Genomic DNA, 16,103 nt, shown 5'->3' on the forward strand with positions numbered 1-16,103 from the left:
GGCGGCGGACGGTTTCCGGTTACCACGTTTCCGGGACGGTTCTGACAGCGACGCAACCCATTACCCGGTCCCTTGATCCCAGGGGAACGGTTCGTGATCCCCAAGGCGAGCGCGCTCGCGCCATGCCTGGCCAGCAGCAACTGATTGAGGGGCGGCCCCGCCGCCCAATGTTTCATACGGGCCGACGCTTGATGCGCCAGACTGTGCCGACGAACTCTGAAGGACCATTCGCGACGCTGCGGAGTGACAATCCCGCGCGCCGCTGTGGTCCTGAAGCTTCCGGTTCGGCAAGGCGCGAGAGACGGCGTTTCGGCCTTCCCCTCACCCCCGAATCAGGTGGACCGTCGCGTCACCCGGCAGCGCACATCGCGCCCACGGTCGATCGCGCCCGCCGCCGCCAAGAGTTAAGACATGCCCAACAAGATGTTGATCGATGCCACCCACCCGGAAGAGACCCGGGTCGTCGTGGTCCGCGGCAATCGCGTCGAAGAGTTTGATTTCGAGACCGCGCAACGCAAGCAACTGCGCGGAAACATCTACCTCGCCAAGGTCACAAGGGTCGAACCCTCGCTCCAGGCCGCCTTCGTCGAATATGGCGGCAACCGCCACGGCTTCCTCGCCTTCAGCGAAATCCATCCCGACTACTATCAGATCCCCGTCGCCGACCGGCAGGCGCTGATCGAGGCCGAGGAACAGGCCCATCGTGAGGCCGAGGAAGAGAGCGAGAACCGCTCCCACGGCCGCCGCCGCTCGCGCCACCGCAACGCCCGCCGCCGCGGTCACGGCGAACGCGTGCGCAGCGAGATCGTCGAGGGTCTCGACGCCGGCGCCGATCCCGCCGCCCAGCCGGTCGAGGGCGCGCCCCTGCCCGAGTACACCGAAGGCGCGCCGCACGACGGCGAGCATCTGCACACCGAGGCGGAGCAGCACGGCGAGCACGATCACCACGAGCACGATCACGACGACCACGGGCACGACGACCATCATCACGCCCATGACGATGATCATCCTCACGATCATGACGACCATGGTCATGACGGCGAACACGATCATCACGACCATGATCATGCCGACGAGACGCCCGCGCCCGTCGCCGCGTTTGGCGCAGAACCTGTCGTGGCGAGCGAGCCCGTTGCCGAGCCGCAGCAGGCCCCGACCGTCGAAGCAGACGTCTCCGAAGCGCACGCCGAGGCTCTCGCCGAAGCCGTGACGTCGGCCACCGAGCCGGCCGATGCCGTCTACGCCGCCGGCGAGAGCGTTGAAGCGCCGCATGCCGAGGCCGCGGAAGCAGCCGGCGAAGACGACGAGGACGAAGAAGACGGCGAGGAAGCCGAAGAGGAAGTCGTCGAATCCGTCGGCGGTGACGACGTGCTGGAGGAAGTGCCGGAGCGCACCTTCCGCCCGCGCCGCCAGTACAAGATCCAGGAAGTCATCAAGCGCCGCCAGGTGATGCTGGTGCAGGTCGTCAAGGAAGAGCGCGGCAACAAGGGCGCGGCGCTGACGACCTATCTCTCGCTCGCCGGCCGTTACGCCGTGCTGATGCCCAACACCGCGCGTGGCGGCGGCATCAGCCGCAAGATCACCAGCGCGCAAGACCGCTCGCGCCTGAAGGAAGTGGTGCAGGATCTCGACGTGCCCGAGGGCATGGGCATCATCCTGCGCACCGCAGGCGCCTCCCGCACCAAGCCCGAGATCAAGCGCGACTTCGAGTACCTGATCCGGATGTGGGAGACGGTGCGCGACCTGACGCTGAAGTCGCAGGCCCCGACCCTCGTCTATGAGGAAGGCTCGCTGATCAAGCGCTCGCTGCGCGACCTCTACAACAAGGAGATCGACGAGATTCAGGTTGCCGGCGAAGGCGGCTACCGCGAAGCGCGCGACTTCATGAAGATGCTGATGCCCGCCAATGTCAGCGCGGTGAAGCAGTATCGCGACGGCCAGCCGCTGTTCTCGCGCATGGGCGTCGAAAGCCAGCTCGATGCGATGTTCTCGCCGACCGTGCAGTTGCGCTCCGGTGGCTATGTCGTGATCAACCAGACCGAGGCGCTGGTCTCGATCGACGTCAACTCGGGACGCTCGACCCGCGAGCACCATATCGAGGACACCGCGCTCAAGACCAACCTGGAGGCGGCCGAAGAGGTCGCTCGCCAGCTCCGCCTGCGCGACCTCGCCGGCCTGATCGTCATCGACTTCATCGACATGGACGAGAAGCGCAACAACCGGGCGGTCGAGCGCAAGCTGTCCGACTGCCTGCGCCAGGACCGCGCGCGCATCCAGGTCGGCCGCATCTCGCATTTCGGCCTCTTGGAGATGTCGCGCCAGCGCATCCGCGCCAGCGTGCTCGAGAGCTCGACCGATCCCTGCCCGCATTGCGGCGGCACCGGCCATGTCCGCTCGGTGTCCTCGGTGGCGCTGCAGCTCCTGCGCGGCCTCGAAGAGATCCTGATGAAGGGCGCGACCCACAATCTCGTGGTCCGCACCCGCACCGACGTCGCGCTCTATGTGCTGAACCACAAGCGCGGCCATCTGCGCGACCTCGAGAACAGCTTCAAGGTCACGCTCTCGATCATCGCCGATCCCAGCGTCAGCGGCCCGCAGGCTTACCTCATCGACCGCGGCGAGCAGGTGCACACTCTGGAAGCCGCCAAGGCGCTGCTCGCAGCGCAGGCGGCTGCGAGCCCGCCGCCTTTGGCCGAAGACGCCTATGACGACGAGGAGTTCGATTCCGAGCTGGAATCCGAGATCGAGTCCGAGGAGACCGAAGGTCTCACTGAAGACCAGGCTGCCGGCGAGGCAGCCCCCGAGCAGGACGGCCAGCGCCGCAAGCGCCGCCGTCGCCGGCGCGGCCGCGGTGGCCAGCGCGAGGGCGAATTGCGCGAGGATACGGCGCCGACCCTGCCCGAGCCGGCGATGCTCGCGGGCGAAGGCGAGGAAGAGGCCGAATCCGAGCAGGATGGCGAGGAAGGCGAGGAACAGGCTGCCCGTGGCGACCAGCAGGGCAGCGGCGAGCGCCGGCGCCGGCGTGGTCGCCGTGGTGGACGCCGCCGTCGCGGCGGCAGCGAAGAAGGTCTCGCCGGCTCCATCAGCGACGAGCTCGCTGCGAGCGCGCCGCCGGAAGCGAGCGATGCGGTCGCCGATTTCGACGGCAATGGCGGCGAGGCTGCGCCCTCGATCGCACATTCAGATCACATCGACCCGGTCGAAACGTCTCAGCCCGAGTTCCAGTTGCAGGCACCGCCGGTTGAAGCGCCGGTGCCGCCCGCGCCGGCTGCCGCGATTGCGGAGGAAGAGCCCGCATCCGACGACAAGGCGGCACGACGACGCTCCACGGTTCGCGAGAAGGTGAGCTTCCTGTCGAGCAGCCCGAGCGAGCTGGCAACCCCGGTTGCGGCAGCACCAGAGCCGGTCACTCCGCCCGCACCAGCGGCCCCTGAGCCCGCGCCGGAAGCGGCAACCGAAACACCGGCCGCCCCGCGTCGCGCCGGCTGGTGGTCCCGCCGCTTCGGCGGCGGCGAGTAAGCCAGACGCTCAATAAAAAACGCCCGGCCAAGCCGGGCGTTTTTCGTTTCAGGCCTCCACCGCTACGATGGCAGCTCGTCATCTCCGAGCGGCGCGACGTCGCGCGCGGCGATCTGGCGGAGCTGGTCGTAGAGATCGGGCGCCTCGCTGGTGCAGAGACAAACGCCTGTTGCAGAAGGCCCCTCGCCGGCGTTGAGGTAGGCGTGGCCCATGGTGCTGTCGAGATAGATGCCATCGCCCTCGCCCAGGATCTCGGGCGCATAGAACTCGGTGTGGACGGCGACGCGTCCGCGCGTCACCACGAAATATTCCTCGCCGGCGTGGCGCAGCAGCGGTCCGAACTCCTCCAGCGAGCGCGCGCGCACCTCGGCCACGATCGGCACCATGCGTTTGCCGATCAGATCGGTGCATTGATAGGTGTAGGTGTAGAACTTCGTGGTGATCACCTGGCCCTGCCCGGCCCGGCTGATGCTCCGCCGCGCCGTGACCGGCCGCCCCTGCGCTGGGGCTGCGACCGCCGGGTTGAACAGCTCGGCGATCTCCATCTTCAGGCCCGAGGTGAGTTGGAGCAGCTTGTCGTAGGTCAGCGACATCAGGCCGTTCTCGACCTTGGACAGGGTCGAGAGCGCCATCCCTGTCCGCTCCGCCACCTGCTTCAGCGTCAGGCCGCGCGCCTGACGGGCGGCCTTGAGACATTGGCCGAGCTGGGAATTGGCAATTTCGGGCGTCGAGATCTCGGTCATGCCGTAATGCTAGCACGGCAGGAGAAAAATAGTTGATCGATCGGTCTAATCTTTTCGACCGATATGGACCCGATCGGTCCTATTTGGCGGCCAGTTGACAGCCAAGACCAACCATTGGCGCATGAAATGGCTCGGTTTGACGATTATTGATGCGCCGCCTCCACTTTCCGATATGCTAAATCGTTTTCATAATCTGAAAGGGAGCGGGCGTTGTCCGAACTGTGCCATTCCAGTGCCGTTGAGCTGCGCCGCCTGTTGGCCGCGCGGACGATCTCGCCTGTCGAGCTGCTCGACGCCTCTCTGTCGCGCATCGACGTCGTCAACGGAGCCGTCAACGCGGTCGTAACGCTGGACGTATCAGGCGCGCGCGCCGCCGCGAAGAAGGCCGAGGCGGAAATCCTGCGCGGCGAGGATCGCGGCGCGCTGCACGGCCTGCCGGTCCTGATCAAGGACACGCAAGACACCGCCGGGATGCGCTCCACCTATGGCAGCCCGCTGCTGCGGGACAACGTGCCGGCCACCGACCAGGGCTCGGTCGCGCGTATACGCGCAGCCGGCGCCATCATCTTCGGCAAGACCAACACGCCGGAATGGGCGGCCGGTGGCAACACCCGCAATCCCGTGTTCGGCGCCACCGGCAATCCCTTCGATCCCATGCGCTCGGCGGCCGGCTCCTCCGGCGGCTCGGCGGTGGCGCTCGCCTGCGGCATGGCCCCGCTCGCCTCGGGCTCCGACACCGGCGGAAGCTTGCGCAATCCGGCCGGCTTCTCCGGCATTGTCGGCATGCGTCCGTCCTACGGCCTAGTCCCAAGCGAAAAGCGAATCTTCGGCTGGTCGAGCCTGTCGACCGACGGACCGATGGCGCGCAATGTCGCCGACACGGCGCTGATGCTGTCGGTGATGGCGAGTGACGATGCCCGCGATCCGCTCGCCTACACCCTGCCCGGCGAACCGGTGCGCGCGCGCGCCGAGCGCTGGGCCGCGCCGCGCCCCGCCGACCTCGGCAAGCTGCGTCTCGCCTTCACCGAAGACTTCGGCTTCGCACCGACCGAGCAGGCGATCCGCCGCGTATTCCGCCATCGCGTGAGCAAGCTCGCGCCGCTGTTCGCCGAGAGCCGCGCGGGGACACCTGACTGCTCCGGCGCAGACGACGCCTTCGCCATCCTGCGCGCGGGCATGTTCCTGGCGACGCATGGCAAGAACTACAAAGAACGCCCCGAAATGCTCGGTCCGAACGTCCGCGCCAATGTCGAGGAAGGCCTCGGCTATACGCTCGAAGACCACGCCCGCGCGGCCACGACGCAGACGCGGATCTACCGCGCCTATCAGAGCTTCTTCGCCAATTGCGACGTGCTGGTCAGCCCGACCATCACGCTGAGCCCGCGTCCCTGGTCGGAGCTCTATCCCGCCGAGATCGACGGCGTGCCGACCAAATCCTATTTCCACTGGCTCGCGCTCGCCTATGCCGTCACGCTCGCGGGGCACCCGGCGATCAGCATTCCGCTCGGCCTCGATGAGGCCGGCCTGCCGTTTGGCCTGCAGATCGTCGGCCCGCGCGGCGGCGATGCCATCGTGCTGTCGGTCGCCGCGAGCATCGAGGCGGCGTTCACGAACGACGCGCAGATGTGCCGGCCCGTGCCTGACCTCGCACGGCTCGCAGTCGCGCCGCCGCTGTCGGCCGCACCCGATTTTCTCACCTGGGAATGACCCGGGCCTGACAGGAGACTTGTTCCGATGCAAAGCGCGATCGTTCTCGGCGGCGGCATGGTCGGTGTGGGTGCGGCGCTGCATCTGCAGCGGCGCGGCTGGGCCGTCACACTCGTCGACCGCAGGGAGCCCGGCCGCGAGACCAGCTACGGCAATGCCGGGATGATCCAGGCAGAAGCCGTGCGCCCCTATCCGATGCCGCGCGACCTCGCCTCGCTGCTCAAGATCGCGACCGGCCGCACCAACGACGTGCGCTACAGCCTGTCCTCGCTTCATCGCCATATCGAGCCGCTGCTGCGCTACTGGTGGCATTCGGCGCCAAAGCGGCATCGCGAAGCCATCGTCGGCTGGGCGCGCCTGATCGGCTACGCCACGAGCGAGCACGACATCCTCATTCGCGAGGCCCACGCCGACAATCTGATCCGCCGCGCCGGCTATCGCGCGCTCTATCGCGATGCCGCCGCCCTGGAGCAGTCGATCAAGGACGCGGAGCAAGACCAGCGCGAATTCGGCGTGAATTTTCGCATGCTGTCGGGCAGCGAGCTCACGAAGGCCGAGCCGATCCTGCGCGACGATCTGCCCGGCGCCATCCACTGGCTCGACACCTGGACCGTGTCCGATCCGGGCGCGCTGGTTACGGCCTATGCCGAGCTCTTCGTGCGCCTCGGCGGCAGGATCGTGCTGGGTGATGCGCAGTCGCTGCGGCAGACCGCGAGCGGCTGGTCGGTCGATACTGATGAGGGGCGCATCGACGCCGCCCATGCCGTGGTGACCCTCGGGCCATGGTCGCCCGATCTGCTCTACAAATTCGGCTATCGTATCCCGCTGGTGCGCAAGCGTGGCTACCACATGCATTACAGCGGCGGCGCCTCGCTCGATCTGCCGCTCGTCGACAAGGGCGGCGGCTACGCCATGGGTCCGATGGCCAAGGGCATCCGCATCACCACCGGCGCCGAGCTGACGGGTCCCGATGCGCTCGCTACCCCAGTGCAGCTCGCCAGCGCCGAAGCCTCCGCGCGCGAGCTGATCGACCTCGGCAAGCGCGTCGAGCCCGATCCGTGGTTCGGCACCCGCCCCTGCACCCCCGACATGCTCCCGGTGCTCGGACAGGCTCCGCGCCATCCCGGCCTCTGGATGAACTTTGGTCACGGCCACCAGGGCTTTACGCTCGGGCCCGCGACGGGACGCCTGCTCGCCGAGATCATGAGCGGCGAGACGCCGTCGATCGATCCCGCGCCGTACCGGCCGGAGCGGTTCTAGTCGCCGGCGCTTGCGGTAAGCACTGCGAGCGCGGCCGACAGACGCATGAGCGGATCGTCCCATTCGCGCGGGGCGCGCTGCCGGAACAGCCGCATGGTCGGATACCACGGGCTGTCCTCGCGATCGCGCAGCCAGCGCCAGTCCAGCGCGTAAGGTGTCAGCATCCACACCGGACGCCCCAGCGCGCCGGCGAGATGCGCGACCGACGTGTCGACGGCGATGACGAGATCGAGCGCCGCGACGGCTGCCGCGGTGTCGGCGAAATCGCCGAGCGCGGGCGCAAGATCGATGATGTCCTTGCCGAGCGCAGCCAGCACTTCGCCATCCTCGGGCCGTGGCTCCTTTTGCAAGGAGTAGAGCTGCACGCCGGGCATCACGAGGCGCGGCAGCACGGCCTCGGCTGACAGCGAGCGCTGCCGATCGCCCTTGTGCCTGGCATTGCCGGCCCAGACCACGCCGACCTTGAGTGCCGTCACATCCGCAAGCACCGCGCGCCAGCGCGACAGTCTTGCGGGATCAGGATGCAGATAGGGAACGTCCGCCGGAATGGTCTCGAGCGTGGTGCCGAAGATGCGCGGCAGGCTCATCAGCGGCAGTTGCAGATCGAATGGCGGCAGCGGCTCGCCGCGTGCGATCACGGTCACGTCCGGGAGCTGCCGCAGCAGCGCGGCGAGCGCGGGCTGAACCTGCAGAATGATCCGGCCGCCTCGCGCCGTCACCATCGGCATATAGCGCACGAAATGCAGGGCATCGCCGAGGCCGTATTCGGCAAAGACGAGCAATGTACGCCCCTCGAACGGCTCGCCCTGCCATTCCGGCTCGTCGAATGCGGGATCGCCGTCCGAAAGCGTCTTGCATTTGCGCCGCCAGCGATAGGCCTCGAACCCATCGGCGAAATCGCCGTTCATCAGCAGGAAATGCGCGTGATTGTATTGCGCAAGCGGCTGCTCCGGATCGAGCGCGATGGCGCGATGCGAGACCGCGAGCGCCTCGTCGATCTCGCCGGCATTGCGCAGCGCGACCGCGAGATTGGCGTGGCCCTTGGCATAGTCAGGGTCGGCGACGACCGCGCAGCGGTGCGCCGCAACCGCGTCGGCAGCGCGTTCCTGCTTCTCGAAGATGATACCGAGATTGGTCCAGGCCGGGGCGTGATCCGGCTTCAACAGCAGCGCGTGCTCGCAAGACGCGATCGCCTCGTCCAGTTCGCCGAGCTCGGAAAGACAGGCGCCGAGATTGCTGGCGATCACATGGTCCGACGGATCGCGCGCAAAGCTCCGCCTGTAGGCCTCGGCGGCCTCCTGCCCGTGACCGGCCTCGTGCAGGACGAGGCCGAGCAGGCGCAGTGCCTGACCATTGTCGGGTGCAAGCGCGATGGCGCGGCGATACTGGACGATGGCGTCTTCGAGCGATCCTCGCCGATAGAGCGCAGCGCCGAGATTGCAGAGCAGCCCGGGATCATCAGGGTCCTGGTCGAGCGCGTGGCGATAGGACGCCTCCGCCTCGTCGAGGCGCGCCTGATCGACGAGGAGATTGCCGAGGTTGAGCCATACGCCGCGATGGGTCGGCTCCCGCGCAATGACCGCGCGAAAAGCCTCTTCGGCTTCAGTGAGCCGCCCCTGCTCCGCAAGCACGACGGCGAGGTTGAAGCAGGCCCGCGTCAGATGCGCATCGAGGGCCAGCGCGCAGCGATAGGCGGCTTCGGCCTCGTCGAAGCGTGCGAGCTCGCCGAGCGCCACGCCGAGCTTGTTGTGCAGGCCGGCGTCATCAGGCCGCCGGACCAGCGCCCGCCGAAACGCCGCCACCGCCCCCTCCTGCTCGCCCTTCACCGCGAGTGCATCGCCGAGCGTGACGAGCGCCGGTGCGTGCTCGGGATCGACGCTGAAGATGCGGCCGAGCAGCGCGGCGCCCTCCGCCGCACGATCGGTGACGAAGGCGGCGACGGCGGCCAGATGCAGCGCCGGCACATGATCCGGGTCGGCCTTCAGAACTTCCGCGCACAGAGCATCCGCCTCGTCCGGACGCCCCGCCGCAAAATGCTCCGCCGCCTGCAACACAATCGGATTCACAGCCGCATCGCCCACGATACCCACCCCTCAAGGTCCGAGATGCGGGTTAAACGTGCGAGGACGAAGATTCCGTCAGTCGGAGCGCTCGGCGAGCAATGCCCTGATCCGGTCGGCATCTTCAGGCGTCGCCGGGTTGTAGACGATCATGCTGAGATCGGAGCGGCCCTCGACATTGAAGCTCGAATATTCGAACGACATGGTGCCGTGAACGGGATGCCGCAGCCGCTTGGTGCCGTCGCCATGATGGCGCACGTCGTTGTCGCGCCAGAGCGCGGCGAATTCCGGGCTGGTCCGGCACAGCTCGTCGACGAAATCGGCGACATGCGAGACGGCACCGGCGCGCGCCGCATCCGCCCTGAACGCCGCCACCACGAAGCGCGCCACGCTGTCCCAGTCATACTGCGCAGCGCGCACGCGCGGATCGCAGAAGATGAAGCGCAGGATGTTGCGCTGGCCCGGCGGGATCGCGCCATAGTCGGTCAGCACCACGCTCGCGGCACGATTCCAGGCGACGACGTCCCAGGTCGCGGTCCGCACCAGGGCCGGGCTGAAGGCGAGCGCGTCGAGCACGCGCTGCAGCCGGGGCGAGACGCCCTCCGTCGCCTGGTAGCGCACCTCGGGCGGGCGGCCGAGGCCGATCAGGAACAGGTGCTCGCGCTCGACATCGGTGAGCATCAAGGCGCGGGCGATACGGTCGAGCACGTCGGCCGACGGCGCCCCGCCGCGGCCCTGCTCCAGCCACGTGTACCAGGTCGGGCTGATATTGGCGCGCTGGGCCACCTCCTCGCGCCGGAGCCCCGGCGTACGTCTGCGGTTGCCGCTGAGGCCGAACGCGGCGGCATCGAGCCGGGTGCGGCGATCCTTCAGGTAGGTCCCGAGCAGGTTTTCGGAGGTCGCGGGTTCGCTCATCCTGTTAGCTATTATACCCTGATAACGTCACTACTTTACCCGGATAATCCTAGCGCAGATGGTCGTCTCCACCAACCCCCTTCGCCAATCCCTGGAGATTCCTCATGCGTGTATTCGTCACCGGCGCCACCGGCTTTGTCGGCTCCGCCGTCGTTCGCGACCTGATCGCCGCCGGTCACGCGGTCATGGGCCTTGCCCGGACCGACGAAGGAGCTGCCGCCGTCGCGGCGATGGGCGCCGCGGTCCACCGCGGCTCGCTGGAGGACCACTCCTCCTTGCGCAGTGGGGCGGCCGCCTCCGACGGCGTGCTTCACCTCGCCTTCAACCACGACTTCTCGAAATTCGCGGACAATTGCGAGCTCGATCGCCGCGCGATCCTGGCACTTGGCGAGGAGCTGAAGGGCTCCGAGCGGCCGTTGATCGTCACGTCGGGCGTGGCCCTGCTCGCGCCCGGACGCCTCGCGACCGAGGATTACGCGGCGGCCCGCCACTTTCCGCGCGTGTCGGAAGCGACCGCCGAAGACCTCATGCAGCAAGGCGTCCGCGCCGGCATCGTGCGGCTGCCGCCCACGACCCATGGCGAGGGCGACCACGGTTTTGTCCCGCGCCTGATCGCGATCGCCCGCGAGAAAGGTGCAGCAGCCTATATCGGCGATGGCAGCAACCGCTGGCCGGCCGCGCACCGCTTCGACGCCGCGCGTGTCTACCGGCTCGCGCTGGAGCAAGGCGCATCCGCCCGCCGCTATCACGCCATCGCCGAGGAAGGCGTGCCGTTCAAGGTGATCGCGGAGGTGATCGGCAAACGGCTCGGCGTGCCCGTGGTCTCGAAATCCGCTGAGGAAGCCGAGTCCCATTTCGGATGGTTCACGCGGTTCGCTGGCATCGACGTCCCGAGTTCGAGCGCGAAGACACGCGCGGCTCTCGGCTGGGAGCCCAAAGAAAAAGGGCTGATCGAGGATCTCGACCAGCCCTATTACTTCAAGGTCTGACAGCGCGGCTCGCACTGTCAGATCCGGATCAGTCGGTCGTGATCGCCGTTTCCATGTCGGTCGGATCGATCTGCTTGGAGAGGTTGGCCTTGAGCTTGTCGCGGTCGAGCTCACCCTCCCACCAGGCGACGATCACGCAGGCGACGCCGTTGCCGCACAGATTGGTCAGCGCACGGCACTCGCTCATGAACTTGTCGATGCCGAGCACGATCGCCATGCCCGGCACAAGGCGCGGGTCGACCACGGCGAGCGTCGCTGCCAGCGTGATGAAGCCCGCACCGGTGATGCCGGAGGCGCCCTTCGAGGTCAGCATCGCCACGACCAGGATCGTGAGCTGCTGGCCGAAGGAGAGATCGAAGCCAAGCGCCTGCGCGATGAACAGCGTCGCCAGCGTCATGTAGATGTTGGTGCCGTCGAGGTTGAACGAATAGCCCGTGGGCACCACGAGGCCGACCACCGACTTGGAGCAGCCGAGCCGCTCGAGCTTCTCCATCAAGGATGGCAGCGCGCTTTCCGACGACGAGGTGCCGAGCACGATCAGCAGCTCGTCCTTGATGTAGGCCAGGAACTTGAAGATCGAGAACCCCGCCAGGCGCGCGATGATCCCGAGCACCACGAACACGAACAGCGCAGCGGTCAGGTAGAACGTTGCGATCAGGCCGATCAGGTTGAGGATCGCGCCGGTGCCGAACTTGCCGATGGTGTAGGCCATCGCGCCGAACGCGCCGATCGGCGCCGCGCGCATCACGATGGAGATGACGCCGAACACCGCATGCGCGGCATCGTCGATGAAGCTGCGGATGGTGTGGCCGCGCTCACCCAGGCTCATGATGGCGAAGCCGAACAGCACCGAGAACAGCAGCACCTGCAGGATCTCGCCTTGCGCGAAGGCGCCGACCACGGTGTCCGGAATGATGTGCAGCACGAAGTCGACCGACTTCTGGCCGGCGGCCTGCTTGGCGTAATTGGCAACGGCCGCCTCGCTCGCCGCCGCATTGCCGAAGCCTGCGCCCGGCCTGACGAGATTGCCGACGATGAGGCCGATCACCAGCGCGAAGGTCGAGACGATCTCGAAATAGACCAGCGCCTTGACGCCGATGCGCCCGACCTTCTTGGCGTCCTGGATGTGGGCGATGCCCGAGACCACGGTGCAGAAGATGATCGGGGCGATCACCATCTTGATCAGCTTGATGAAGCCGTCGCCCATCGCCTTGATCCAGTCGTTGGTGGCAACCGTCGGCCAGAGCCAGCCGACGATGGCGCCCAGCACGATGGCGATCAGGACCTGGACATAGAGAATCTTGTACCACGGCTTGGCTGCGGTCGGCGCGACCGGCGCCCCCGCCATCGTTGTCGTCGTCATCGTTTCACTCCCCCTCAAACATTGGGGCCAGCCAAGATCAACTTGGCCGGCCCTGTCAATTGGAACCGCTCGGAATGGTGCGCTTTACCCGCGGCGATCGACGATCCGGCGGGCTGCCGGCATCAACGTCGCGCCCAGCGCATTCTTGACCAGGGAGGCCGCGATGAACGGCGCGACGCCGACCAGCCAGGCCTTGTCCGCGCCAAGGCCGATCCCGTAAGCCAGCCAGCCGAAGCCTGCAGCCAGAATGACGATGTGGCCGACGGCCATCGCGGCGAACAGCAGCACCACGCTGCGATCCCAGCCGCGCTCGGCCAGCCAGCCTGTGACGAAGGCAGCCAGCACGAAGCCGAACAGATAGCCCGCGGTCGGGCCAACCAGCGGTGCAATCCCACCCACGGGACCGGCGAACACCGGCAGCCCCATTGCCCCCTCGGCGAGGTAGGCGATCATGGTTGCGCTGCCAAGCCGCCAGCCATAGGCGGCGCCGATCATCAGCACCACCAGCGTCTGCAACGTCATGGGCACGTAAGGCAGCGGCAGGTTCACCTTGGCCGACAGCGCCATCAAGGCGGTGCCGAGCGCGACCAGCACGACGGCACGAAGCGCACCGACGGCTTCGCCCGGACGGGTCGGCCACATCAATGCGGCGAGAGGAGAATGCGTGGCGGCGGTGGGCGCGGAACGGTCAGACAAGTTGCACTCCGAAAAGGCTGGCGAAAACTGGCGGCTATTTAAGCCAGTGAGCGATCCGGTCAACTGCCTCCCGCATCTCTTCCGGCGAGCGCGCATAGGAAAAGCGAATGAACGAGCGGCCATGGATGGGATCGAAATCGACGCCCGGCGTGGCCGCGACATGGGCCTGTTCCAGCATCTGCTTGGCGAATTCGAAACTGTCGGAAGTGAAGTCCGACACATCGGCATAGAGGTAGAACGCGCCGTCGGCCGGCAAGAACTTGCTGAGGCCCGCTTTGGGCAGTCCCTCGATCAAAATGCGCCGGTTTTCCTGATAGCCGTGCTTGATCTCCTCCATCTCGGCGGCGCCGTCGAAGGCAGCCTCGGCTGCGATCTGCGACAGCGCCGGCACCGAGATCGACAGGTTCTGCTGCAACCGCTCGATCGGGCGCACCAGAATCTCGGGCACGACCATCCAGCCGACGCGCCAGCCCGTCATGCAGAAATACTTCGAGAACGAGTTGATCACGAGTGCGTGGTCCGACAGCGCCGCCGCCGTCACCGCCGGAAACGCGTAGTCCAGCCCGTGATAGATCTCGTCCGAGATGAAGCGGATTTGGGCATCTTCCGCCGCCGCGATCAGGCCGGAGAGCGCCTCGCGGGACATCATCGTTCCCGTTGGATTGGCGGGACTGCCGACCAGCACGCCCTTCAGCGGCAACTTGCGATGGGCAGCAAGCAGCGCCTCGCCGGTCAGCGCGTGGCGCGTCTCGTTCGTGGTCTCGATCAGCACCGGCTCGCAGCCGAGTGCGGTCAGGATGTGGCGGTATGGCGGATAGCCCGGCACCGTCACGGCGACACGGTCCCCGGGCTCGAACATCGACAGGAACGCGAGGATGAATCCGCCGGACGAGCCCGTCGTCACCACGATCCGCTCAGGGCTGACGTCACACCGATAGACGTCGCGATAGTGCCGGGCGATCCGCTCGCGCAAGGAGGGGATGCCGAGCGCGGAGGTATAGTCGATCCGGCCGGCCTCGAGCGCGGCATGGGCGGCCGCGATCGCGGTCTTCGGCGCGCCGGCCGCGGGCTGGCCGACCTCCATGTGGATGACATGGCCGCCGGCGGCCTCGATTCGGGCCGCGGCGGCCATCACGTCCATCACCATGAAGGGGGGAACGTCGCTGCGGCGGGAGGGCTCGAGCCACTGCCCCAACCGGTTCCTCAATGTCGCATCCTGCATCGATTTCTGCTATTCGTTGGCGGACCGGTCCGTCCGGTCCTTCAAAACGGGGCGCTTGCGCCCCAGACTGGCCGCATTGTACGGCTCATAAGGGGTACGGCTCATAGGCCATATCGCGTATCCGGTCCGCCGCCAATCGCCAAAACCAATCACGAAAACTGCTTTCCAGGTCCGCTTCCAAGAGACCGTTTGACCCAGACCGCTTGATGTTGCTCCAGACCGCATTGCGCAAGAAGGCCTCCGCCCTCACCGCCCTCGTCACGGCCGCGGCGATCGCACTGGCGCCGCTCCCGGCGGCGCGTGCGCAGAGCAAGGGGCCGCCGATCCTGCGCGATACCGAGACCGAACAGCTGCTGCGCGAATACACCCGCCCGATCCTGCGCGTCGCCGGTCTGGAAAAGCAGAACATCCAGATGGTGATCATCAACGACGGCTCGTTCAACGCGTTCGTCGCGGACGGCCGCCGCATCTTCGTCAATTACGGCGCGATCCTGCAGTCGGAGACGCCGAACCAGATCATCGGCGTGCTCGCGCACGAGACCGGGCATCTGGCCGGCGGCCATCTGTCCAAGCTGCGCGAGCAGCTCGCCAACGCGCAGACCCAGATGATCATCGCGATGCTGCTCGGCGCCGGCGCGATCGCCGCCGGCAGCACCCGCAGCAGCAGTGCCGGCAACAACGGCCTTGCCAATGCGGGCGCGGCCGCGATCGCTGGACCGCAGGAGATGATCCGCCGCACGCTGCTGTCCTACCAGCGCCAGCAGGAGGAGAACGCCGACCGTGCCGGCGTGAAATTCCTGACCGCGACCCAGCAGTCGCCGCGGGGCATGTACGAGACCTTCAAGCGATTCAGCAGCGAGAGCCTGTTCGCCGCACGCGGCGCCGACCCCTATCTCCAGTCGCATCCGATGCCCGCCGAGCGCGTCGCGGCCCTGCAGGAGTTCGCCAGCAGCAGTCCCTATTGGGACAAGAAGGACGATCCCGCGCTCCAGCTCCGTCATGACATGGTGCGCGCCAAGATCTCGGCCTTCATGGAGCGGCCGGAGACGGTGTATCGCCGCTATCCGCAGACCAACGACAGCATGCCGGCGCGCTATGCCCGGGCCATCAGCACCTATCTGCACGGCGATCTGCGCAGCGCCCTCGCCCAGATCGACGCCCTGATCCAGGTCCAGCCCAACAACCCGTACTTCTACGAGGTGCGAGGCCAGGCCCTGCTGGAGAGCGGAAAGCCCGCCGAGGCCGTCGCTCCCCTGCGCAAGGCAGTGCAGCTTTCCAACAACGCGCCCCTCATCGAGATGTTACTTGGGCAGGCTCTGGTTGGAACCGATAATAAAGCCTACACCGAGGATGCGGTTCGGATTCTCCGCGCCGCCGTGGCGCGGGAGCCCGAGGCGGTGCTCGGCTATACCCAGCTCGCGATGGCCTATGGCCGGAAGGGCGACTATGCTGAGGCGGATCTCGCTTCGGCGCAGGCCGCTTACTTGCGCGGCGACAACAAGACCGCCCGCGAGCTTGCAACGCGCGCGAAAACCCGTTTCGCCGTCGGCACGCCCGGATGGGTCAAGGCCGACGACATCGTGGCGGCCAAGCCGCCGCGCAACTGAAATCTAGAACGACGCCTTAAGA

At 67.1% G+C, this 16,103-nt stretch carries 11 protein-coding genes; 5 read left to right on the forward strand and 6 right to left on the reverse strand.

Annotated features, from left to right (window positions below; translation table 11 throughout):
- The first annotated feature begins 411 nt into the window (after positions 1 to 411).
- Entirely contained in the window at positions 412 to 3,519 is a 3,108-nt protein-coding gene (locus tag JQ635_RS01955) for an Rne/Rng family ribonuclease (RefSeq protein ID WP_211408186.1), read from the forward strand.
- Between the two features lie 62 nt (positions 3,520 to 3,581).
- On the opposite strand, the gene JQ635_RS01960 is transcribed toward JQ635_RS01955, so the two are convergent.
- Complete coding sequence (locus JQ635_RS01960) at positions 3,582 to 4,262, reverse strand: helix-turn-helix domain-containing protein (RefSeq protein ID WP_211408187.1); 681 nt, start codon at positions 4,260 to 4,262, stop codon at positions 3,582 to 3,584.
- 210 nt (positions 4,263 to 4,472) lie between these two features.
- Between JQ635_RS01960 and JQ635_RS01965 the strand changes: the two genes are divergently transcribed.
- Complete coding sequence (locus tag JQ635_RS01965; protein WP_211408188.1) at positions 4,473 to 5,969, forward strand: amidase; 1,497 nt, start codon at positions 4,473 to 4,475, stop codon at positions 5,967 to 5,969.
- Between the two features lie 27 nt (positions 5,970 to 5,996).
- Positions 5,997 to 7,229 carry an NAD(P)/FAD-dependent oxidoreductase gene (locus JQ635_RS01970; protein ID WP_211408189.1) on the forward strand — a complete coding sequence of 411 codons (1,233 nt, stop codon included), beginning with the start codon at positions 5,997 to 5,999 and terminating at the stop codon, positions 7,227 to 7,229.
- Here the strand turns inward: JQ635_RS01970 and JQ635_RS01975 are convergent.
- Together JQ635_RS01975 and JQ635_RS01980 are read right to left on the reverse strand one after the other, a co-directional pair.
- The gene (locus JQ635_RS01975; protein ID WP_349631831.1) at positions 7,226 to 9,295 is read right to left on the reverse strand and encodes a tetratricopeptide repeat protein; all 2,070 of its coding nucleotides are present in this window, start codon (positions 9,293 to 9,295) and stop codon (positions 7,226 to 7,228) included. The two genes, JQ635_RS01970 and JQ635_RS01975, sit on opposite strands and share 4 nt — an antisense overlap.
- A gap of 72 nt (positions 9,296 to 9,367) precedes the next feature.
- The gene (locus JQ635_RS01980) at positions 9,368 to 10,204 is read right to left on the reverse strand and encodes a helix-turn-helix transcriptional regulator (RefSeq protein WP_211408191.1); all 837 of its coding nucleotides are present in this window, start codon (positions 10,202 to 10,204) and stop codon (positions 9,368 to 9,370) included.
- Between the two features lie 104 nt (positions 10,205 to 10,308).
- Between JQ635_RS01980 and JQ635_RS01985 the strand changes: the two genes are divergently transcribed.
- Positions 10,309 to 11,193, forward strand: coding sequence for an SDR family oxidoreductase (locus JQ635_RS01985; RefSeq protein ID WP_211408192.1), 885 nt, complete (start codon positions 10,309 to 10,311; stop codon positions 11,191 to 11,193).
- Positions 11,194 to 11,221: 28 nt separating this feature from the next.
- Here JQ635_RS01985 and JQ635_RS01990 read toward each other — a convergent pair whose 3' ends face one another.
- The 3 genes from JQ635_RS01990 to JQ635_RS02000 all read right to left on the reverse strand — a co-directional run bounded on the left by JQ635_RS01990 (position 11,222) and on the right by JQ635_RS02000 (position 14,474).
- A complete protein-coding gene (locus JQ635_RS01990; RefSeq protein ID WP_211408193.1) occupies positions 11,222 to 12,556 on the reverse strand; it encodes a dicarboxylate/amino acid:cation symporter in 1,335 nt (444 codons plus the stop codon).
- A gap of 84 nt (positions 12,557 to 12,640) precedes the next feature.
- Entirely contained in the window at positions 12,641 to 13,198 is a 558-nt protein-coding gene (locus tag JQ635_RS01995) for a biotin transporter BioY (protein ID WP_211408470.1), read from the reverse strand.
- Between the two features lie 88 nt (positions 13,199 to 13,286).
- On the reverse strand, positions 13,287 to 14,474 hold the full coding sequence (locus JQ635_RS02000; protein ID WP_211408194.1) for a pyridoxal phosphate-dependent aminotransferase: 1,188 nt from the start codon (positions 14,472 to 14,474) through the stop codon (positions 13,287 to 13,289).
- A gap of 206 nt (positions 14,475 to 14,680) precedes the next feature.
- On the opposite strand from JQ635_RS02000, the gene JQ635_RS02005 reads away from it, so the two are divergent.
- The gene (locus JQ635_RS02005) at positions 14,681 to 16,081 is read left to right on the forward strand and encodes a M48 family metalloprotease (RefSeq protein WP_211408195.1); all 1,401 of its coding nucleotides are present in this window, start codon (positions 14,681 to 14,683) and stop codon (positions 16,079 to 16,081) included.
- Positions 16,082 to 16,103: the final 22 nt, after the last annotated feature.

The sequence above is a fragment of the Bradyrhizobium iriomotense genome, from assembly GCF_018130765.1.
Taxonomy (GTDB): Bacteria; Pseudomonadota; Alphaproteobacteria; order Rhizobiales; family Xanthobacteraceae; genus Bradyrhizobium; species Bradyrhizobium iriomotense_A.